Origin of the sequence: Gracilibacillus marinus, from assembly GCF_042651725.1 — a bacterium.
Classification (GTDB): Bacteria; Bacillota; Bacilli; order Bacillales; family Amphibacillaceae; genus Gracilibacillus; species Gracilibacillus marinus.
The window spans coordinates 59,049-79,639 of the sequence record NZ_JBHSDV010000004.1; the positions used below are offsets into that span (position 1 = coordinate 59,049).

At 33.0% G+C, this 20,591-nt stretch carries 21 protein-coding genes and 1 riboswitch; of the genes, 12 read left to right on the top strand and 9 right to left on the bottom strand.

Features of this window, described 5'->3' with window-relative positions:
• The first annotated feature begins 37 nt into the window (after positions 1-37).
• A complete protein-coding gene (locus tag ACFOZ1_RS12730; protein ID WP_390199858.1) occupies positions 38-1,270 on the top strand; it encodes a metallophosphoesterase family protein in 1,233 nt (410 codons plus the stop codon).
• On the top strand, positions 1,267-4,125 hold the full coding sequence (locus ACFOZ1_RS12735) for an AAA family ATPase (protein ID WP_390199860.1): 2,859 nt from the start codon (positions 1,267-1,269) through the stop codon (positions 4,123-4,125). Before ACFOZ1_RS12730 ends, ACFOZ1_RS12735 begins: the two co-directional genes overlap by 4 nt.
• 63 nt (positions 4,126-4,188) lie before the next feature.
• On the opposite strand, the gene ACFOZ1_RS12740 is transcribed toward ACFOZ1_RS12735, so the two are convergent.
• The 5 genes from ACFOZ1_RS12740 to ACFOZ1_RS12760 form a co-directional block, all read right to left on the bottom strand.
• Positions 4,189-5,289 (bottom strand): mechanosensitive ion channel family protein, encoded by a 1,101-nt coding sequence (locus ACFOZ1_RS12740; RefSeq protein WP_390199862.1) that lies wholly within the window; start codon positions 5,287-5,289, stop codon positions 4,189-4,191.
• A gap of 14 nt (positions 5,290-5,303) precedes the next feature.
• Positions 5,304-6,545, bottom strand: a complete 1,242-nt coding sequence (locus tag ACFOZ1_RS12745) for a hydrolase (RefSeq protein WP_465253841.1) — start codon at positions 6,543-6,545, stop codon at positions 5,304-5,306.
• A gap of 146 nt (positions 6,546-6,691) precedes the next feature.
• Entirely contained in the window at positions 6,692-7,618 is a 927-nt protein-coding gene (locus ACFOZ1_RS12750) for a peptidylprolyl isomerase (protein ID WP_390199866.1), read from the bottom strand.
• 162 nt (positions 7,619-7,780) lie between these two features.
• Complete coding sequence (locus ACFOZ1_RS12755) at positions 7,781-7,960, bottom strand: hypothetical protein (protein WP_390199868.1); 180 nt, start codon at positions 7,958-7,960, stop codon at positions 7,781-7,783.
• Between the two features lie 362 nt (positions 7,961-8,322).
• Positions 8,323-8,862 carry a DUF3267 domain-containing protein gene (locus ACFOZ1_RS12760; RefSeq protein ID WP_390199870.1) on the bottom strand — a complete coding sequence of 180 codons (540 nt, stop codon included), beginning with the start codon at positions 8,860-8,862 and terminating at the stop codon, positions 8,323-8,325.
• A gap of 222 nt (positions 8,863-9,084) precedes the next feature.
• Between ACFOZ1_RS12760 and ACFOZ1_RS12765 the strand changes: the two genes are divergently transcribed.
• A complete protein-coding gene (locus tag ACFOZ1_RS12765; RefSeq protein ID WP_390199871.1) occupies positions 9,085-9,432 on the top strand; it encodes a DUF1878 family protein in 348 nt (115 codons plus the stop codon).
• A 45-nt stretch (positions 9,433-9,477) separates the two neighbouring features.
• Here ACFOZ1_RS12765 and ACFOZ1_RS12770 read toward each other — a convergent pair whose 3' ends face one another.
• Both ACFOZ1_RS12770 and ACFOZ1_RS12775 read right to left on the bottom strand, forming a co-directional pair.
• Positions 9,478-9,852, bottom strand: a complete 375-nt coding sequence (locus ACFOZ1_RS12770) for a YtxH domain-containing protein (RefSeq protein WP_390199873.1) — start codon at positions 9,850-9,852, stop codon at positions 9,478-9,480.
• Between the two features lie 155 nt (positions 9,853-10,007).
• Positions 10,008-10,436: an HIT family protein gene (locus ACFOZ1_RS12775; RefSeq protein WP_390199874.1), complete on the bottom strand. Its 429-nt coding sequence runs from the start codon at positions 10,434-10,436 to the stop codon at positions 10,008-10,010.
• A gap of 200 nt (positions 10,437-10,636) precedes the next feature.
• Here ACFOZ1_RS12775 and ACFOZ1_RS12780 point away from each other — a divergent pair, with 200 nt between their 5' ends.
• Together ACFOZ1_RS12780 and ACFOZ1_RS12785 are read left to right on the top strand one after the other, a co-directional pair.
• Positions 10,637-11,383 (top strand): ABC transporter ATP-binding protein, encoded by a 747-nt coding sequence (locus ACFOZ1_RS12780; protein ID WP_390199876.1) that lies wholly within the window; start codon positions 10,637-10,639, stop codon positions 11,381-11,383.
• Positions 11,376-12,584: an ABC transporter permease gene (locus ACFOZ1_RS12785; RefSeq protein ID WP_390199878.1), complete on the top strand. Its 1,209-nt coding sequence runs from the start codon at positions 11,376-11,378 to the stop codon at positions 12,582-12,584. Before ACFOZ1_RS12780 ends, ACFOZ1_RS12785 begins: the two co-directional genes overlap by 8 nt.
• A gap of 179 nt (positions 12,585-12,763) precedes the next feature.
• Here the strand turns inward: ACFOZ1_RS12785 and ACFOZ1_RS12790 are convergent, their stop codons facing one another.
• Positions 12,764-13,930 carry a M20 metallopeptidase family protein gene (locus tag ACFOZ1_RS12790; protein ID WP_390199880.1) on the bottom strand — a complete coding sequence of 389 codons (1,167 nt, stop codon included), beginning with the start codon at positions 13,928-13,930 and terminating at the stop codon, positions 12,764-12,766.
• Positions 13,931-14,167: 237 nt separating this feature from the next.
• On the opposite strand from ACFOZ1_RS12790, the gene ACFOZ1_RS12795 reads away from it, so the two are divergent.
• Positions 14,168-14,983, top strand: a complete 816-nt coding sequence (locus tag ACFOZ1_RS12795; RefSeq protein WP_390199882.1) for a ZIP family metal transporter — start codon at positions 14,168-14,170, stop codon at positions 14,981-14,983.
• A 236-nt stretch (positions 14,984-15,219) separates the two neighbouring features.
• Here the strand turns inward: ACFOZ1_RS12795 and ACFOZ1_RS12800 are convergent, their stop codons facing one another.
• Positions 15,220-15,666 carry a ferritin-like domain-containing protein gene (locus tag ACFOZ1_RS12800; RefSeq protein WP_390199883.1) on the bottom strand — a complete coding sequence of 149 codons (447 nt, stop codon included), beginning with the start codon at positions 15,664-15,666 and terminating at the stop codon, positions 15,220-15,222.
• A gap of 207 nt (positions 15,667-15,873) precedes the next feature.
• Positions 15,874-15,972, top strand: a riboswitch (TPP riboswitch).
• A 268-nt stretch (positions 15,973-16,240) separates the two neighbouring features.
• Here ACFOZ1_RS12800 and ACFOZ1_RS12805 point away from each other — a divergent pair.
• The 6 genes from ACFOZ1_RS12805 to ACFOZ1_RS12830 all read left to right on the top strand — a co-directional run bounded on the left by ACFOZ1_RS12805 (position 16,241) and on the right by ACFOZ1_RS12830 (position 20,590).
• Positions 16,241-16,822, top strand: coding sequence for a thiamine phosphate synthase (locus ACFOZ1_RS12805; RefSeq protein WP_390199885.1), 582 nt, complete (start codon positions 16,241-16,243; stop codon positions 16,820-16,822).
• Between the two features lie 71 nt (positions 16,823-16,893).
• Entirely contained in the window at positions 16,894-18,012 is a 1,119-nt protein-coding gene (gene thiO / locus ACFOZ1_RS12810; protein WP_390199887.1) for a glycine oxidase ThiO, read from the top strand.
• A gap of 13 nt (positions 18,013-18,025) precedes the next feature.
• A complete protein-coding gene (gene thiS, locus ACFOZ1_RS12815) occupies positions 18,026-18,229 on the top strand; it encodes a sulfur carrier protein ThiS (RefSeq protein WP_390199888.1) in 204 nt (67 codons plus the stop codon).
• A gap of 2 nt (positions 18,230-18,231) precedes the next feature.
• On the top strand, positions 18,232-19,002 hold the full coding sequence (locus tag ACFOZ1_RS12820) for a thiazole synthase (RefSeq protein ID WP_390199890.1): 771 nt from the start codon (positions 18,232-18,234) through the stop codon (positions 19,000-19,002).
• Positions 18,995-20,017, top strand: coding sequence for a MoeB/ThiF family adenylyltransferase (locus ACFOZ1_RS12825; RefSeq protein WP_390200119.1), 1,023 nt, complete (start codon positions 18,995-18,997; stop codon positions 20,015-20,017). The genes ACFOZ1_RS12820 and ACFOZ1_RS12825 overlap by 8 nt, the downstream gene beginning before the upstream one ends.
• A 150-nt stretch (positions 20,018-20,167) precedes the next feature.
• Positions 20,168-20,590: a disulfide oxidoreductase gene (locus tag ACFOZ1_RS12830; protein WP_390199892.1), complete on the top strand. Its 423-nt coding sequence runs from the start codon at positions 20,168-20,170 to the stop codon at positions 20,588-20,590.
• Position 20,591 lies beyond the last annotated feature (1 nt).

Below are 20,591 nucleotides of genomic sequence, written 5' to 3' on the forward strand. Positions count from 1 at the left end.
TGCTAGAATAAGAAAGAAGAGGAGGCATGTAAACGAAATGATTCGATTTATACATACAGCAGACTTACATCTCGATAGTCCATTTAAAAAAATAAGCGCAATGCCGAAAAATGTCGTAGCAGATGTGAGAAACAGTATCTACCTTTCCTTTCAACAACTGATTACAGTAGCGATAAAACAAAGGGTTGATTTTGTCCTCATTGTTGGAGACATCTTTGACCAAGCGCATCAATCTATGAAGGCACATATGACATTGATTAAAGGATTTAAAGAATTGCAAAAATATAATATCCAAGTATATGTATCTTATGGAAATCATGATTATTTATCTTGCCATACATTCCCACGAAATTATCCTAAAAACGTACATATTTTTGAAAAGGAAAAAGTAGAACAATTTGATTATATAAAAGCCGGAAAAGTTGTAGCTAAAATATATGGATTTAGTTATGAAGAACGTGTTGTAGATACGAATATGGTTCCACAATATCAAATAACAGAAGAAGCGCCATATCATATAGCGACATTGCACGGTTCTCTTGGATCGATTACAGACACTAGCCATGAGACGTATGCACCATTCCAATTACAAGAATTAAAACAAAAGCAGTTCGATTATTGGGCACTTGGACATATTCATACTAGGCAGGTTATATCGACAAATCCCTATGTAGTATACCCTGGAAATATTCAAGGGAGGTCTATGAAAGAAGTAGGAGATAAAGGTTGTTACTTAGTTACATATAATGGATACGAGACACAACTTGATTTTATTCCATTACACACTGTTACTTTTAAAAAAATAACAATAGAGGCTTCTAATATGGAAGAAAGTACAGATGTTTATTTATCACTAGAGTCCCTTGTACAAAAAAACATGAAAGATAAAAAAAAAGTAATGATAGAAGTGACATTGGAGAATACTTCATTAAAGTTAGAAGAGTGGAATAGGAATGGGCAGTTAAAAGAAATAATGACATTACTAAATGACCGATTTTCTAATGAAGAGAATTGGGTACAAATAAGTGTGATAAAACTAAAGAAGCAAAAGTTACCAAGAGAATGGTATGAAGGAAAAGACTTTCTTGGTCAATTGCATATCGCATTTCAACAAAATGATAAAATGAGGACGCTTCTTGATTCATTATGGAACCATCCGTCTGGCCGTAAATGGCTTGATACGATATCAGAGGAAGAACTAGAAGATTGGACACTAGAAGCAGAAAATATGGCAACATATTTATTGCAAGTAGGTGGTGAAAAAGAGTGAGAATAACACGTCTGCATGTATATGGTTTTGGGAAATGGATCAATCATACGTTTGATTTTAGTGATGATACGATTCAATGGATTACAGGTAATAATGAAGCAGGTAAAACAACTTTACGGCAATGTATGCTTTATTTATTATTCGGACAAACCCCTAAAGAAATAGAGAAATATATGCCAAAACAAGGTGGAAACATTGGTGGAACAATGACAATCGAAGGTCTATCAGATGAACCAATTATCATTGAACGTATATACAAAAGGAATAAAGGTAAAGCAGTTATTTACTTACATAACGGTAAGATAGAAGATGAGGAATGGCTGAGAAGTAAATTAAATCATATCGATCGTTCATTTTATGAGGCGATTTTCTCATTTGATGTGATGGATTTACAAAAGATTCAGCAAATGGATGTAGACACATTAAATGAAGTCTTGTTAGCGATAGGGATGACTGGAACGGATAGAATCTATTTTGCAGAAAAAGAATTAGATAAGAAGAAGCAAGCATTATTTAAACCAAATGGTACGAAACCAATGATGAATCAGTTATTTGCAGAATTAGATGAATTAAATATTGCCTATAGAAAAGCATTAGATGAAGAAAAGACATATGCTTTCCAACTATCCAATAAAGATACAATCGAGCAACAATTAGAAGCCAATAACCATACGATAAATCAAAAAGAAAAAACATATAATCAAGTGAAACTCCTTCTCACTCACTATACAACAATTGAATCATTGTATATGAAGACACAGCAATACAATCGAATAGACGCCAAAGCAACTTTTCCAACAGATGGAATTGAGCGACTGGATTATATTAAAGAGAAAATGCTCCCGATTCAGAGTGAAGCAGAAGTTGTGAAAAAGAAAAAAGCAACATTAGATGAACAAATCAAGCGATTGTCATCAGAATTGTTAGAGGAATCTACTATCAGCAAGATGGAAGTTGAGATGGAAGCATATGAATCTATGCATGACAAAGAGAGAGAACTCCACCAGTTAAAGCAGCAAGCAGAACAAGAAAAGCGGCAAATAGAACTACAATTACATCAACTACACATTTCTTTGTCGTTTGAACAATTAGATACGATAGATTTTTCTTTCCAAACAGAAGAAGAATGGAATATGCTATCTAAACAAAGTGAACAGTACAATATGGAGAAGCAATATGTAAACGAAGAGTATCGAGCAATGACAACATTGATTCATGAACTAGAAGAGGAAGTAAGAGAAAAAGAAGTGCTTGTAGCATCAACTTATGAGATTGAAAAGGCGAAAGAAGAAATAGACAATGTCTCTAAGCAGAAATCCATGCAACAAATGAATAAGAGGCAAAAACAGTTAATGAATCAATTGAAAAAAATACCACTTCTAAGTATTCCAATTTTACTTATTGCTTTCTATCTTTTTGTAATCAATCAAGTGCAATGGGGGATTGTTATTGCAATGATTGGTATATTGCCAAGTTTGTTTGTATTTGTACTCATAAAACTCATCACCCCTGTCCAAGTAACATATCAGGCTGAAAATATAGATTCAACGGAGCAATTACAAGAAACACAAATCTGGATAGAAGAACAAGAACGAATGATAGCAAGAATAGAACAGATAGATCAATTAATCAAACAGCACAAAATAGAACAGTTAAAATTATCTGAGCGTATGCAATTTATTGATATGAAACGAAATCAAATGGAAGAAAAGATACGTGATCAAATTAATCACTATCCTTTTTTACAAACAATTGATTTATCTTATTGGGTGAATTTATATCACAAACTATCGCGAATAATGGAACAATATGAATCTTATTTGAGGAATACCAATCAAATAAAGGGAATGGAAGAAGAAATAACATCTTGGAAGAAGAAACATAAAGAAATGATAACATCATTCCAAGTAGACTCAATCGAGCAGCTTAGAAGTCTTACACAAGCAAATAAGGAAAATAAAGATAAATTAGCTTTGTTAAAACAAGACAGGGATGTATTAACAGAAGAATTGGCTTTACTTAAGCAAAAGAAAAAGCCTTACATGGATGAAATGACCCAATTACTACAAGAACAAAATGTTGCTAGTGAAGAAGCATTTCGTAAAAGTGGAGAAGACTATCGTATTCGAACAAAATTACTTGAAGAAACCAATCAATTAATAGACAGTTTGAAAGTGTCGTTTACAACAAAGGAGATTAAGTCTTTTCAAGATGGACATTATCAAGGAAAAGCGTTACTGAGTGATAGTTTACAAAAATTAGAACAAGATATTCGTTTATTAAAAGAAAGTCATGTTCATTTACAAGAACAATTAAATGAAGTTCATGCAACCATTATACAATTAGAGAAATTAGAAAATGTATCAGATTTGCATCAAAAAATTCAATTTAAGAAAGATGAATTGGCAACATATGCGAAAGAATGGGCAATATGTCATATCGCAAGTGAAACAATCGCTCAAACAAAATCAACTTTTATTGCACAACATATTCCAGATCTATTAGATAAAGCAAGCAAGTACTTTAATCAGTTGACTAACAACATGTACACACATATTATCTTCAAAGAAGAGAACCAATGGATTTATGTACAAAACAACCAGCATATGCTATTTGCACTGGAGGAACTATCTCAAGGAACGAGGGACCAATTGTATATTTCTTTGCGATTAGCATTGAGTGATTTATTTACAAACACAAAGCTACCTTTTTTCATTGACGACAGTTTTGTACATTTTGATCCAACTCGAAAAGAAGTTATGATGGAATTATTACGTGAAAAATCAAAAACAAATCAATTATTTTATTTTACTACATCGACTGAACCAGCGTATCAATCAGTAATCACTTTATGATAATAGTAGAAGATGAAAAAACCGAACTATTTCCAAGATTAGTTCGGTTTTTACTACTTATAGTTATTGACTCTCTTGATCTTTCTTCTGAATAGATAAAGGATTTTCTTTATCAAAATACAATGTATGTGAAGGGAAGGCGATAGAAACCTCTTCTTTTTCTAAAATTTCCATTATTTTAAAGTTAATTTCTTCTTTTACTCTTAAGTATTCTCCCCATACAGTAGTCTTTGTAAAGAAATACAACATAATATCTAAACTACTACTGTTATATTCATTAAATCGTACAAAAATAGTTTCAGGATGAATCTCAGGGTGTGTTTCTAATAGCTCTCTTATTTGTATAACAACTTTCTCTAATTTATCCTTTGGCGTATGGTACTCTACACCGAGGTTAAAATTGATTCGTCGTTTGCCCATTGCACTCCAATTTGTAATTGGTTCATTTGAAAGGGTGGAATTTGGTATCGTGATTAGCGCATCAGCGAAGGTTCGAATAATCGTACTACGAAAGTTAATGTCTTCTACTATCCCTTCCACACTTGGTGTTTGAATCCAATTACCGATGGAAAATGGTTTTTCTGTAATAATTACAATTCCACCAAATAAATTCTTAACTACTTCTTGAGCGGCTAATGCAAATGCAAGTCCACCAAGTCCAAGGCCAGCTACAAATCCACTAATATCGTAATCAAATTCTTGTAATATCACAGTAAAACTAATTGCAATGACAATAAACCGAATCGCTTTAGATAGAAATGGAATAAGTATTTGATCAATCTCGATACTTGTATGTTTATTTAATTTTAAAAATAAAATAGAACTTTTAGAAGATAGATTTACAAGTCCCCATGTAATAAGAAAGATAATACTAATTCGTAATGCTTTGAGTATAAATAGATTTTCTTGTTGAATATATGGGAAATAATCTATTGCAACATAGATCCCAATAATGACAAAGAGCCAACGTAATGGACGTTCATACGCTTCTAAAACTTGATGGATAAAAGTTGTTTTTGTCTTCTTTGATAGTTTAATTAATAAGTAGAAAATATACTTTGTAAATACTTTACGCAATACAAGAAAAAGAAGAATGACACCAATTGTTATACCAATATTTAACCAGTCTTCTTGATCAATATATGTCCAAATTTTCCAATTCACGTTATTTTTCTCCTTTATTTCTCAGAGTCTTTTTCAGTATTTTCATATCGACTATCTAAAAAGTCTACAATATGAATAATATATCCTTCGATATTTAATGGTTTCTTTACAGCACTGCCCCATTCTGGCAAGCCGTGGTGACAAAGAATACAGTGTGTCATTAAGTGAATGGATTCCATAGAGATAGAGACATTATTTGATTCAATTACTTTATTTAATAATAATACACCATAAGGTATATGTCCCACCATCACACCTAACGGATCCATAGATATTCCTGCTTGCTTTCTTTGTTCTTCTTCAAAGTAAGCTGTAGGATACAAGTATGTAAACGTATCAAGTGATTTACTCGCGTAATCATATTCTAATAATTTTCCAATATCGTGGAATAAAATACTTGTCATTAATGCATCATAATTAATTTGTTCTAGTTTATATGCAGACATCCCATGCAGCATAGAATATAAATGATCAATCGTATCTTTCCATACAAAACGTGTTCCAACGTCTGTATCTTGCTTTAAATCATGCCATATTTCTTGTTTATATTGTTTCTCTACTTGATGAATGAGCTTAATAACTGCTTGAAAAGGATTTTCTTCTAATTTGACGATATAACGACAAAAACGCATCAAACCAATTGTGTGCTTTAGAAGTCCACCTAAATAATTATGATGATGCCCTTTGGCTGCAGGACTTAGTCTAAAACTTTCCCACATTGCGTCCATTGCATGTAGAGAAATGCTCTTAAATGGCTCTTGTAAGTCATGAATATAGGAAAATAGCTCTAATGTAAGTTCATCCATATTCTGCTTGGTAAAAGCTAATAACTGAAATGGATCAATATTCTCTGTATGTGGTGTAAGTGCTCGTACTGTTACACTTTTGTATCCATTAAATTCGTCCACTTGACCATCGATTTGAAAGACTGCATGCTTTTCGAGTAAAGGAACAGACGTAGCAACAGCATCATTATTATCCCACATTTTTGCAGGTATGTTACCAGATTGATTTTGAAAGGATATCTTTAAAAAGCGTTTATTTGTTTTTGTTTGTTTTACTTCATAATCACTAACAAGTAATGTAGTACGTATATGTTGCCCTTTTTCTGCTTCATCCAAACGGAAAGTCGTTTGTTCGTTTGGTAATAAAGCTGCAGGGAACTTGGAGAGGATTGTTTTCTTTTCTTCTTCCGCTATATCATATACAACTGGAATACTATCATAAAAATATGTTTTTGCTGTCAATCTACACACTCCTTTTATTGATGTACTTGTCTTCCGATTTAAGGAAAAACCCTATCTCTGGGTAAAGAGATAGGGCATCATTCTTATAAGAAATTAATAAAGTTACTTTGATTTAAATTAGATTTCTAACGAGATACGTGTAACTTTAATTGTAATTATTCTGTAGCTTCACCAGATTCAGTATCTTCTGTAGCTTCACCACTATCAGTAGTTCCTTCTGTAGCTTCAGGTTGTTCGAATAAATCTTTGAATTCTTCAATTTTTACATCAATTTTAGCATTATCAAGTAAGTCTTGAAGTTTTGTTTGTGCTGTAGTGCTATCTACTTTAGATAATGCAATTTCACGTTTTACTTGGTCTTTGATGTCCTCTAGTGGTTCAACATCTTCAATAGCAACACGATCTGTTACTTTAATAATGTGATAACCATGTTGTGATTGTACAGGTTCACTGATTTCATCTACTTCAAGTGCATATGCCGCATCTTCAAATTCAGCTACCATTTTCCCTGGACCAAATTGTCCAAGTTCGCCGCCATTTGCAGCACTACCTGTATCTGTAGAATATTGTTCTGCTAATGCAGCAAAATCTTCACCATTATTTAATTTATCAAGTACCTCATTTGCTGTGTCTTCATCTGCTACTAGAATATGACTTGCAACAAGCTCTGTTTGCATTCTTTCATAACGAGTGTTAATTTCTTCATCTGTTACTTCAATATCTTCTGTAATTGCTCTTTCTTGAAGTAAATTCATACGTAAGTCTTCTTTAAATGCATCTTCATCTGCATAGCCACTTCCTTGAAGTACAGACTCCCATTGGTCACCATATTGCTCTTTATATGATTCAAGTTCTGCATCTACTTCTTTATCAGAAACTTCATATTTATCCTCAAGGATTTTTTGAAGAACTAGTTGTTGTAAAACACTTTCTCCACCAGTTGCTTTTAGTTCTTGATAGAATTCTTCTTTTGTTACATCTCCTGCTTCTGTTTCTACAACAGTTTCTGGATCATCTGAAGAACATGCTGATAACGCGATTACACTTGCTGCGAATGTTACTGACATTAAAAGTTTTTTCATCATAAATACACTCCTACTATTCTTAAGGCTTTTTTTCTCTTGCAATAATATAACATATTTTCACCGAAATAAAACAAAAAAATGTAAGATTCCACTATTTTTACTTATTTTTCATCAAATAGCTATTTCTTATGTTATGAGACGTTATTTAATACTTTCTTTTTATATGTAAGTTACTTCAACATATGAAGAAATTAGTAATATTGTAATCAATACATTTATTGTTCGAAAAACATTCGGTTGCTTTTCTTCTCCCATTTCAGTTTGTAAACATAGACGTAAAGTTAAAGAATTGAAAATGAAGAGAACAAAAAGTGAAAAGATCACGAAAACAAAAATCATGATACGACCTCCTTATGCTCATGACATTACTTTAACAAATATTGCTCACTTTGAACAGTATAACAATAAAAAACATAGTAAACTTTGTCTACATCGGTATACTTTATAATTATTTTGAAGTAAAAAAACGCACTGAAACCTATTGTTGGATGATAAGATATCAATTTAATTAATAATTATAAATTGATTTATATACGTATAGCCCAGTCCGCTTTCTCCTTCAGCTATCGTTGCAAGCACATATTGAATCTCAAAAGAGTGGTATCTCATTTTATTCCTAATACGCACAAAATCCAAACAATTCGATAAATAGCTTTCGAATCGCTTGGATTTTTAAAATTAATGAATTCTTTTGTTAAACCTCATCGTGGTATTAATATATCATATCCCTGTTCTTCATTAGAAATAATGCATTTCTTTGGTGCTTTCCAAATATGTCGGAAGTAGACAAAATCAGAATAGGAAAGACTTAAGTTAATCGCACTAAACAATAATAAATACGGATAATAACTTGGATATACGTAACTTAAAACAATACATGGAATTGTAATGAGTAATGTTGGTAGAAGTAACGCAATTAATACGGTCGGTTTTGACACTTTTGTATTTGCGCATATTTTGAAATATGGTATGCATTTAATAACAATCGACCATGACAATTTCATATTTTTATTTCCACATTTAAATGGGATGACGTGTAGAAATTTATGAACTAATGGTAATAATGCCAAACCAATTAATAATGGAAGCAACCCATGGTCAACAATTCGAGCATCCTTATGAATAAGTGTTAATGGTAAATACAATAAAACAAATGACGAAAATCCAAACAACATTGCTAGAATGATGCTTCTTCTTGTACCAAATTGTCGTCTTATATTAATGGAACCCCAACAGTTCATAAAATCACCTCAATCACATAAAAATCTATTGTCAAATGGAACACTTCAATGACTATAGTATGATTCAAATAAAAAATCAACAGGTTTTTGAAAAAAAATAAATGTAAACGTTATCCTGTGTTAATATTGACGTAATAGTTCAATTAAATGTATAAATAATGTAAACTATACTTTTACGAGGTAAGATGACTTTAGTTTGATAGAAAGGTTGTATGTTTTCATATGGACATGGAAAGGGAATTTAAGAAACAACAATTTCATATGTATTTGTTACTTTCTATTAGTAATATTGAACAGCATCCTTTAATAAGGTTATTAGTGGAAAATAATATTTCCGAAAGAGAATATCATCAATTATTAGCGCTATTAGATGAATTAGATGACATTTTTACGGAATGGAAAGAAGAAGGGTATTTAAATTTTGATAAATTATTAATCTGGTTTGTCGGAAGTTTATGTGAGAAGTTAGATCCTGAATTGACGATAAAGGCATTCTTACATGAAGGAATATACAGCGAGTTAATGAAACAATTATTACATCTACATGATAAATATAAAAAGAACGACTAAAATATAGCCGCTCTTTCTACTAATTATTCTTGAAGAAATAAGATATTACATTGCTTCCTCTGTATGTTTCTTCGTTTTTTCTTCAAGTTCCCTTAAACTTTTTTCAATTTGATTTAAATATTTTTGGATATTTTTTTGATGTGGTTCAACCGTACGTTTCCATGATTCGATGGATTGTTTCACATCTGCTGAAAGATCTTTAATTAATGCAGCACCTTCTTTTGAAGTTTTCGTAATTTGTTCTTTTAAATCAATGCCGTCTTCTTTTAAATTACGAATGACATACACAGCTTCATTGCTTTTGTTTTTAACATCATATCTTAATTCTTTTCCAGACTTCGGTGTACTCAGTAATGTTGCAGCAGCACTAACAGTACCACCTACAACTAGACCTAATAGTAATGACTTAGCATTCATCATTTGCTCCACTCCTTTTTAGTAGCATTTCAACTTAATAGAAAAAGATGTCTCATTTATTGGTTACTTTGTTAGTATTATTCACTGTATCGATAAGAATAAAACGTATTTCCTTCATTTTTAAGGATTTATATACATATAGTATATGATGGTACGTGTTAGATATTGTTGGAAATCGTTGTAGCGATCTCTGAAAGGGCTTCTTTTGTATAATCTTGATCATGTGTAATCCATTTTGCCCCAAATCCATCTTCTTTGCCATAGCGTGGGATTAGATGGATATGCAAATGGAAGACAGATTGCCCAGCAGGTGCTTCGTTATTATTAAGTATATTAATCCCAACAGGTTCAAATGCTTTTTTTATCGCATTTGCGATTTTTGGTACTCGACTAAATACTTTGGCCGCTATTTCTTCATTCGTTTCATAAATGTCCTTTGTATGTGTTTTTGGGATGACCAATGTATGTCCTTTCGTTACTTGGCTTATGTCAAGAAATGCGAAAACATCCTCATCTTCATACACTTTTGCAGAAGGAATATCGCCCGCTATAATTTTACAAAAAATGCAGTCTGAATGTGTTGTCAAAATACTCGCTCCTTTTATTATGTCATCTATCGTTATACTTACTATTTCTATGTATATATCTATTGTATAAATAATTCATGAGAAGCGCAATACTGTCACCGAATTCACTCATTATTTTTGGCATATTGTTAACAAAATGGTAAGATTTTTATAGTACGCAGACAATTATTTGATCGTATTGGTACAGGAGGATGAAAGATATGGATTCATTATTAGTTGTAGAACAATTAGAGGGTGGCTATACACATAAAAATGTATTACATGGTATTTCTTTTGAAGTGAAACCAAGAGAGATTGTTGGTTTAATTGGACTAAATGGTGCAGGGAAAAGTACGACAATTAAACATATCATTGGACTTATGCAACCAAAAAAAGGACAAGTCAGTATAAATGGAAAAACATATAGAGAAACAAAAGATACGTATCGTACACAATTTACTTACATACCTGAAATGCCGGTACTTTATGATGAATTGACATTAGAAGAACATTTACGATTAACAGCAATGGCATATAACTTAACAAAAGAACAATACGAATCCAGAGTGAAACCATTACTTAAAGAATTTCGATTAGAGAAAAAGATGAAGGGATTCCCGATTCACTTTTCTAAAGGGATGCGCCAAAAAGTAATGATTATGTCTGCATTTTTGGTAGAACCTTCTCTCTATATTGTAGATGAACCCTTTGTAGGTCTTGATCCTCTTGGTATACAGTCTTATTTGCAATGGATGAATGAAATGAGAGAAAATGGTGCAGGAGTATTGATGTCCACACATATACTTGCGACAGCGGAGAGATACTGTGATAGATTTGTCATTTTACATGATGGTAAGATACGAGCACAAGGAACATTGGTTGAATTACAAAGAGAATTTAACAAGCCAAATGCTACATTGGATGATCTATATATTGAATTAACGAAGGAAGCCGATGCCAATGCTTGATGGAAAACTATTATTTCAAGAACGGTTTAAACAACATTTGAAGGAATTAAATCGATATTTAAAATATATTTTTACGGGACATTTAGCTATTGCAATGTTTTTTATGTTCTCTGCATTAGCGGTATATTATCAACAATGGTTGCAAACAATTCCTGACGATTTTCCTTCTGCATTTATTATTGCTGTCGCATTAGGGTTTTTCACAACATATACCCCAATACAAACACTGTTAAAAAAAGCGGATATTGTATTTTTACTTCCAGCAGAACAGCAACTGTCTACTTATTTTATCCGTACATTAGTATATAGTTATGTGACGCAACTTTATATGGTGCTGATTGTATATGTAGTGCTTGCACCATTATATTTGGAAAGTATCAATCACGGAGAGTATGGGTTACTTTTGTTGCTTTTATTAATCATCAAGTGTTGGAGTTTAATAGCAAATTGGTGGATGTTGAAAGTACGAGATCAACTTAGCAGGAGAATGGATTATATTGTACGGTTTCTTTTAATAAGTGGATTAATATATTTCTTTATTGAACAAGAAATAATCTATTGTGGAGTTGTGACAATATTATTAATCGTGTTATTTGGTTATAACTATCTTTTAAGTAATAAAAGTGACGGTATTAATTGGGAATTACTAATTGAACGAGATTATTTAAGGATGAGATCATTCTATCGTTTAGCAAATATGTTTACAGAAGTGCCTCATCTAGAGACAACAGTAAAGAAGCGAGCATTACTTGCAACACTATTCGTTCAAAGTTTACATTTTAAACAATCAAATACATTTTCCTATTTATATCGATTAACAACAGCTAGAAGTTCAGAGTATATGGGAATCTATATACGGCTGCTAGTACTAGGAATTGTATTAATTTACTATATCCCTAATATATGGGTGAAGTTACTCTTTGGTTTCTTGTTTAGCTATATGACATTTATTCAATTCATACCATTATGGAAGCATCACATTTCCATAATATGGTTGGATTTATATCCAATACCTAAGTCTGATCGGTTGAATGGATTTATTAATTGGATACAATGGCTCATGGCTGTCCAAATGGTTGTGTTTACTATTGCTTTATTCTTTATCGAGAGTTATTTAACAGCAAGTATTATGCTTATTATGAGTATTCTTTTTGTTGTATTTTTCATCCCTTTCTATATTATGAAAAAAACCGTCTCCTAAGTTCGAAAAACATTGGAAAATAGGGGATAGATATATGAAAAGAATTAGATTAGATTTGAGACTTATGTGTCGAAATCGATGGAAAGATTTTTGTCCGTGATATAAAAATGCAAGTTGGATTTGTGACGATAACTCCATCTTGCATTTTTTTATAGAACAACCTACTACGAGAAGTAGATTTACGAATTTGTTTTTTCAATTAAATGAAAAAATGTTTTTGCAGCAACTAACATAGCACGTTCGTCAAAATCAAATAATGGATGATGGTGTGGAACAAATTTGTCTAGGACTTGTGCACCAGTAAAGAAAAAAGCACCAGGTTTATTCTGCAAGTAATAACTAAAGTCTTCACCTGTCATACTTGGTGTAACCATTTCTGTTCGGGTAACTTCTGGGACTTCTTTGGCACATTCTAGGACAAATTGAGCTTCATTAGGATGATTGACAACAGGTGGATAGCCTTTTTGATAATCAAATAAATAATCTGCATCATAACTTAGACATGTAGCATGAAGGATTTTTTCCATTTCATCTATAATAAATTCTTGCAATTGGGCATCAAATGTTCGGACAGTCCCTTCAAGAACAGCTCTTTCTGGTATGACATTATTTGCATCACCTGCATGAAATTTACCGATTGAAATTACCGCTGTATGTAATGGATCCATTCGTCTTGATAGTAATTGTTGTACATTTAATACAAATTGAGAACCGATAATAATCGGATCAATTGTTTGGTGTGGCATTCCACCATGTCCACCCTTTCCAATAATTTCGATGATGAATTTATCTGCAGCTGCCATGAAATTACCTGGTGAAGTTTGAATCGTTCCATAAGGTGTACTTGTCCATAAATGTGTCCCATACACATAATCTACTCCTTCAAGTGCACCATCCTCTATCATGGATAAAGCCCCACCCGGAGCGAATTCTTCTGCATGTTGATGAATACATACAATTTTACCTTTAAGATGATTTCTGTGCATATGTAGTATTTTTGCAACATAAAGCAAAGTTGCGGTATGCCCATCATGCCCACATGCATGCATTACTCCAGGATTCTTTGAAGCATAAGGTACCTTTTTTTCATCTTGTATTGGTAGTCCATCAAAATCTGCTCGTAATGCAATTGTTTTACCCTTTGTACTTCCTTCAATTGTTGCTATAATGCCATTACCACCGACATTTGCTCTAGATGGGATGCCTAATTCTTTATAAAATGCTTCTATAAATGCAGCAGTGTTCTTTTCTTTAAAGGATAACTCAGGATGTGCATGTAAATAACGTCTTGTTTCGACCATATTTGGATAATCAGCTTCTATGGATTGAATTAAATCAGCAAGCATTACAAAGTTCCCCCTTTTTTAATCATTATATCATGACAGTATAAATTAGATGTGGGAAATTAAAAATAACAAGCAGTGAAAGTAAGGAACTAGATTGATATGTTGCTATTATAGACATATAAATATTTCAGATAGTATGAAGAGTAGATAGTTGACTATTTGTTCACTTAGACCTAAAATCTTTCCTTAAGAGAACATTCTGATTCCTAGTTTATTTCTAAGAAAGGAGTCCTTTTTTTGGTTGAATTTTTTCAAAACTTTAATCCTGTGGGACAAGCATTTATTGCTACGTTATTTACATGGGGAATGACTGCGCTTGGAGCTATGCTCGTCTTTGCAACAAAGACAATAAACCAGCGATTACTAGATAGCATGTTAGGATTTGCTGGAGGTGTTATGATTGCAGCAAGTTATTGGTCTTTATTAGGCCCAGCAATAGAAATGTCCGAGGATAATGATATAGGTGCTTGGTTTCCAGCAGCAATTGGATTTTTATTAGGTGGTTTTTTTTTATGGGCAATTGATAAGATGTTACCTCATCTTCATCCAAATACATCTGATAGCAAAGCGGAAGGATTTTTACCTAATAAAAGAAACAGAAGTACATTGTTAGTTCTTGCCATCACTCTTCATAATATTCCAGAAGGTTTAGCAGTGGGTATTGCTTTCGGTGCACTTGCAAATGGAGGTACAGAAGCTACTTTAGCGGGTGCTTTGACACTTGCACTTGGTATAGGTATTCAAAACTTTCCCGAGGGTGTGGCGGTTTCAATGCCTTTAAGAGGCGAAGGTATGTCCCGCAGAAAAAGTTTTCTTTACGGACAATTTTCAGGTATGGTTGAACCTATTGCAGCAGTAATTGGTGCATTAGCTGTGGCATTTATTGAACCATTACTGCCTTATGCATTAAGTTTTGCTGCAGGAGCAATGATATTTGTTGTCGCTGAAGAAGTTATTCCGAGCTCTCAAGAAAAAGGTAACAAGGATCTTGCTTCCATGAGCTTAATGGTGGGGTTTGTTTTGATGATGATTCTTGATGTGGCACTAGGCTAAATGGATGACTAAATATGAATAACTAGCTCAATTGGCATAACTATTAAACAAGTGGATAGTGTTAAGATTTATTATGATTTGTTTCTGTGAAAAATGACTATAAATAGTGGTGGATTTGAACATTACAAAGAAAAGTGAGGATGGAATTATATAACTCCATCCTCACTTTGATTATCAATTGCAATTATTTATAAAACGGAACTTTGTATCGTTTCATCATAGGTGTATCTTTATGCTTATTTAAAGAATGATTTATCTTGTAATAATCTCTCTGTTTCTTCTTTATGATTTGTTTCGTCTGCTATCATATCATCAAGTTTTACTACAAGTTCTGTTAAACCTAATTCTTCTGCTTGTTGTTTACGTTTTTCATAACGTTCAATTGTTTCAGATTCTGCTTTATAAGTCGCTTCAAGCATTTCTTGCACATCTGTTAATTGCTCAACTTTCGCAGGTGTCGTTGTTGGTATACCACCTAATGTTTTAATTTTATCTGATAAGTATAATGCATGACCAATCTCATCCGTAATTTCATCTTCAAAGAATGGTTTAAGTAATGATCTATATAATCCTGATACTACTGATGCATGATATGTGTATTGAATTGTTGCAGCATATTCATGTGCTAAGTCCACGTTTAATCCATCAATCAATTCTTGTAATTTTTTTTCGTCTTTTGCCATATTAAATACTCCCTTTCATAATTAACTTTACTAATTAATGTCTACTCTATATCTTCCCCAATAAAAAAATAATAAACAACTTTTTATTTATTTTTGGAAATTATTATGAATATTCATTATTACTGAATAGATATAATTACAAAAAAAACTATTGGCTTGTATTACCAAATATGTTATTCTGTTGTTGTATTAAATTAAATATGTGTATCGATTCACTAGGGGAGCCTTTTGGCTGAGACGATTTTTTTCGGACTCTTATAACCTGATCTAGTTAATACTAGCGGAGGGAAGTGATGGTTGATAGTCGAGTATTATACTATGTCTATTTCACCACTCTTCCTATTGGGAGAGTGGTTTTTTGCGTTTCTAACCGGGCACTTTCGCTTTTGAATCGTCTAGCTCAAGCGCCCAGAAACTAGAGGACTTCGCGAATCAACCATCAATAAGTCATCATCGATTCGCAAGCTCATCGTGATTCCTTTATTTTGTTTGATTCACTCCAGTCCTTACGTTTCTAATCGGGCACTTTTGCTTTTGAATTTAAGGGGGTGTTTTATTGGAGGGGGTTCATCTTGTGTCGAATGGTTATTTGTCGGTAAGAGATTTGCATGTTGTTATGACTGTTGAGCCGTTTATTGATTTCTTTCACATTCGTGAAAAGAATAAAACTGCAAAGGAAATATATTCGTTGGTTCAGCAATTACACCAATTAGGTTTTCCCTTATCCAAAATCTTAATAAATGATCGGGTAGATGTTGCTGCAATTACGTCTGTTCGTGGTACACATTTAGCATATCATAGTGTTCCTGTAGTTGAAGTGAAACAAAAATTTCCAAAGTTAGTGTGTGGAAAATCTGTCCATGATTTGGACGAAGCAATTCTTGCTGAAAAGGAGGTTGCGGATTACATAATTTATGGACATATCTTTGCATCCACTTCGAAAAAAGGTGTAGCTCCTAGAGGCATTCATTCATTAAAAGAAATAATCAATTGTGTGTCTATCCCTGTTATTGCAATTGGAGGTATTACACCAAAAAACGTAAAAAGTGTAATGGATTGTGGTGTACAAGGTGTTGCTATTATTTCTTCTATTTGGGAAGCAGAGTTCCCGTTGCAAGTAGCGAAGGAAATCTATCACGTTGTTCATACACTTTAGATGAATATAGCAACAAATCATTAATGGAAATTGCTATTTAAGATTGAAGTATTAACGAAGGAGAGTGTCAAATGGTGACAAAACATGTCGATTGTATTGTTATTGGTGGTGGTGTAATAGGATGTTCAATTGCTTATGAACTAAGTAAACGTTCTTATCGTGTGTTACTGCTTGAAAAGGAATGGATTGGTTCTGGAGCATCCAATGCCGCAGCAGGTATGTTAGGTGCACAAAGTGAATGTAAGAAGGATAGTCCATTATTTCAATTAGCAAAAGAAAGTAGAGCAATGTATCCATCTGTACAAGAAGAATTAAAAGAAAAAAGTGGGATTGATATACAATTCAATCAAAACGGGATTTTGAAGCTCGCGTATACCGAAGAACAATTAAAGGAATGGCAAGGAGTAGCTATATTACAACAAAAACTAGGTGAAGATGCCCATGTGATGTCAGTGAAAGAAATAATGTTGAAGGAAAAACACTTAGCATCTTGTTTCCTTGGAGGCATTTATTTACCAAATGACGGACAAGTATCTGCTCCTCACGTGACAAAAGCATACGCAAAAGCTTGTGAAAATAATGGTGTGATTATTTATGAGCATAGTCCTGTCACTTCACTAATCGAAGAAAGTAATGAAGTAATTGGTGTGAAAGTGAAACAAGATGTCTACTATTCAGACCATGTCATTATGGCAACAGGAAAAGATCCAATTGTTACATCAAAATTTTTACATGACATGATTCCAGTAAAAGGAGAATGTATTAGTGTAAAGACAGAAACTCCTGTCATTCAATCAACCATATTTGGTCCTAAATGTTATCTAGTACCAAAACAAAATGGAAAAATAATTATTGGCGCAACTTCTGTGCCTAACGTTACAGATCAGGGTGTCTCTGTTAAAGCGATTGCTCATTTATTACATCATGCTTGCGAACTTATACCATCACTACAAGAAGCGCGTGTGGAAAATTATTGGTCAGGTATTAGGCCGCTAACAAAGGATGAGAATCCGTATATTGGTGCAATTCCAAATAAAAAAGGGTTATATATCGCTACAGGGCATTACCGAAATGGTATCTTACTCGCACCGATCACAGGAAAAATCATTGCAGATATGATTGAGAAGAAATCTTTAGCATCATATTTGTCTGCCTTTTCCATTCAGCGAGAAGTATCGATGTCTATGTGAAAGGAGGAGGGATATGCAACTAATTATTAATGGAGAGAATGTCACAATCAATGAAGACATTCAGACAATAGCTGACGTAATAGATACATTAGGGTTAAAAAATAAAATCGTTATCATAGAATTAAATGGCGATATTGTGTTGAAAGAAGAACATCCAAATAGAAAAGTTAAACATGGCGACCGTATGGAGTTGGTCCATTTTGTAGGAGGAGGATAATAATGTTAAAAATAGGTTCATTCACATTTCAATCAAGACTTTTTTTGGGGACAGGTAAATATTCTAACTTTAAAGTTCAGAAAGAAGCAGTAGATATTTCAGAGACGGAAGTTTTAACATTTGCAGTAAGAAGGATGAATATATTTGATGCAAATCAACCTAATTTTCTTGAATTGATTGATTTAGAAAAATATACATTTTTGCCAAATACAGCTGGAGCAAAAACAGCAGAAGAAGCGGTAAGAATAGCAAAGCTCGCAAAAGCTTCTGGATTATGTGACATGATTAAGGTAGAGGTAATTGGATGTGATCGTACATTATTACCAGACCCTGTTGAGACATTGAAAGCATCAGAAATGTTATTAGAAGAGGGTTTTACAGTTTTACCATATACATCAGATGATGTTGTTTTAGCAAAGCGCTTAGAACAATTAGGTGTACATGCGATCATGCCTGGAGCTTCGCCAATTGGTTCCGGACAAGGAATTATCAATCCATTAAACATGCAATGTATTATTGATCAAGCAAATGTTCCTGTCATTGTCGATGCAGGTATCGGGGCTCCGTCAGATGTAACACTTGCTATGGAAATGGGAGCAGATGGAGTGTTATTGAACACAGCTGTTTCTAATGCGAAGGATCCAGTGAAGATGGCACACGCAATGAAAATTGCTATAGAAGCTGGACGATTAGGATATGAAGCAGGAAGAATAGATAAGAAAACATATGCTGAAGCAAGTAGTCCAAAAGAAGGGATTAGTATTGGTGGATAAGCGTTATCATCGACAAGAATTATTTCAACAAATTGGAGTAAATGGGCAAAAGCAATTAGCGGATAGTCATGTACTCATTGTTGGTGTTGGTGCACTTGGTTCGAGTAGTAGCGAAATGCTTGCCCGAGCCGGTGTCGGAAAGTTAACTATTGCAGATCGAGATTATGTGGAATTAACGAATTTACAACGGCAACATTTATTTACTGAAAGAGATGTGGAAGAGAAAATTCCAAAAGCAATAGCAGCAAAAAATAGATTAGTAGAAATAAATTCAACAATTGATATTGATGCAATCATCGCGGATATAGGTGCAGATGAACTAGAAGAACTGATACAACAAGTCGATTTAGTTATCGATGCAACAGATAATTTTGATACAAGATTAGTTATAAATGATTTAGCTATTAAATATGCAGTGCCTTGGATTTATGGTGGTTGTGTGAGTAGTTATGGAATAACATTTACTGTAATCCCAAATAAAACTCCTTGCTTGCAATGCTTACTTGAGCATATTCCAAATGATGGAGAAACGTGTGATACTGTTGGCATTCTCTCACCAGCAGTACAAATGGTTGTAGCACATCAAGTATCTGAAGCATTGAAGATTCTAACAGGCAATGAAGAAGCTTTATCTAAACAATTAATTGCATTTGATGTATGGAAAAACCAAACAATGTCTATCCGTGTAGACCAATTAAAAAAAGTAGATTGTGTGACATGTGCGAAGAAACAGTACCCATACCTAACATATGAGGCAAAACTAAAAACAACTGTGTTGTGTGGGCGAAATACAGTTCAAATTCGGACAGGAAATCGATCTACACCAAATTTTGAAGATCTCGCCAGAAGATTAGAAAAAACACTTGCACATAATGTATCTAACAATAATTTTTTGCTATCGTTTGAGATTAATTCATATAGAATTGTCGTATTTAAAGATGGTCGTACTTTTATACATGGTACGAACAATATCACAGAAGCCAAGAAGTTATACTATGGATATGTGTCTCTGTAGATAAAAGTAAAATCGTCTGTAGATTTATATCTATTAGGCGATTTTTTTATAGATTGAAAGTTTCTATGAAATAATCACAAGTGAAAAGGAATATGTTTTGTATTTATAATAGAAAATTGTATAATATGAAATGGAAAGGAAGAGTGTGCCATGTCTAAAAGAAATGATATGTTATTGTTTATTGTCTGGGCAATTAGTTTTATTGCAATGCTTGGAAGTTTGTTTTATTCAGAAGTAATGGGTTTTTTACCATGTGAAATGTGTTGGTATCAACGAATTTTAATGTATCCTTTAGTAGTAATCTATGGGTATGCAGTATATAAGAAAGATATGAAATATGCATTTCCAGGAATGATATTAAGTGGTATAGGAATCGTTGTTTCTGCTTATCATTATTTGATGCAACATATACCTAGTTTAGAAGAAGCGGGGAATGGTTGTGGGCTGATTCCATGTACGACCATTTATGTGGATTTTCTAGGGTTTGTGACAATTCCATTTCAAGCATTCATTGCATTTGTTTTTATTTTTAGTATACACCTTTTCATGATTGTACAAAAAAGGAGCGTTTAAA

Coding starts and splice junctions, on each gene's coding strand:
- ACFOZ1_RS12730 (WP_390199858.1), top strand. CDS start 38: ATGATTCGATTTATACATACAGCAGACTTACATCTCGATAGTCCATTT.
- ACFOZ1_RS12750 (WP_390199866.1), bottom strand. CDS start 7,618: ATGAAAAAACTTTTAATGTCAGTAACATTCGCAGCAAGTGTAATCGCG.
- ACFOZ1_RS12755 (WP_390199868.1), bottom strand. CDS start 7,960: ATGATTTTTGTTTTCGTGATCTTTTCACTTTTTGTTCTCTTCATTTTC.
- ACFOZ1_RS12760 (WP_390199870.1), bottom strand. CDS start 8,862: ATGAACTGTTGGGGTTCCATTAATATAAGACGACAATTTGGTACAAGA.
- ACFOZ1_RS12765 (WP_390199871.1), top strand. CDS start 9,085: ATGGACATGGAAAGGGAATTTAAGAAACAACAATTTCATATGTATTTG.
- ACFOZ1_RS12770 (WP_390199873.1), bottom strand. CDS start 9,852: ATGATGAATGCTAAGTCATTACTATTAGGTCTAGTTGTAGGTGGTACT.
- ACFOZ1_RS12780 (WP_390199876.1), top strand. CDS start 10,637: ATGGATTCATTATTAGTTGTAGAACAATTAGAGGGTGGCTATACACAT.
- ACFOZ1_RS12785 (WP_390199878.1), top strand. CDS start 11,376: ATGCTTGATGGAAAACTATTATTTCAAGAACGGTTTAAACAACATTTG.
- ACFOZ1_RS12790 (WP_390199880.1), bottom strand. CDS start 13,930: ATGCTTGCTGATTTAATTCAATCCATAGAAGCTGATTATCCAAATATG.
- ACFOZ1_RS12800 (WP_390199883.1), bottom strand. CDS start 15,666: ATGGCAAAAGACGAAAAAAAATTACAAGAATTGATTGATGGATTAAAC.
- thiO (WP_390199887.1), top strand. CDS start 16,894: ATGGTGACAAAACATGTCGATTGTATTGTTATTGGTGGTGGTGTAATA.
- thiS (WP_390199888.1), top strand. CDS start 18,026: ATGCAACTAATTATTAATGGAGAGAATGTCACAATCAATGAAGACATT.
- ACFOZ1_RS12820 (WP_390199890.1), top strand. CDS start 18,232: ATGTTAAAAATAGGTTCATTCACATTTCAATCAAGACTTTTTTTGGGG.
- ACFOZ1_RS12830 (WP_390199892.1), top strand. CDS start 20,168: ATGTCTAAAAGAAATGATATGTTATTGTTTATTGTCTGGGCAATTAGT.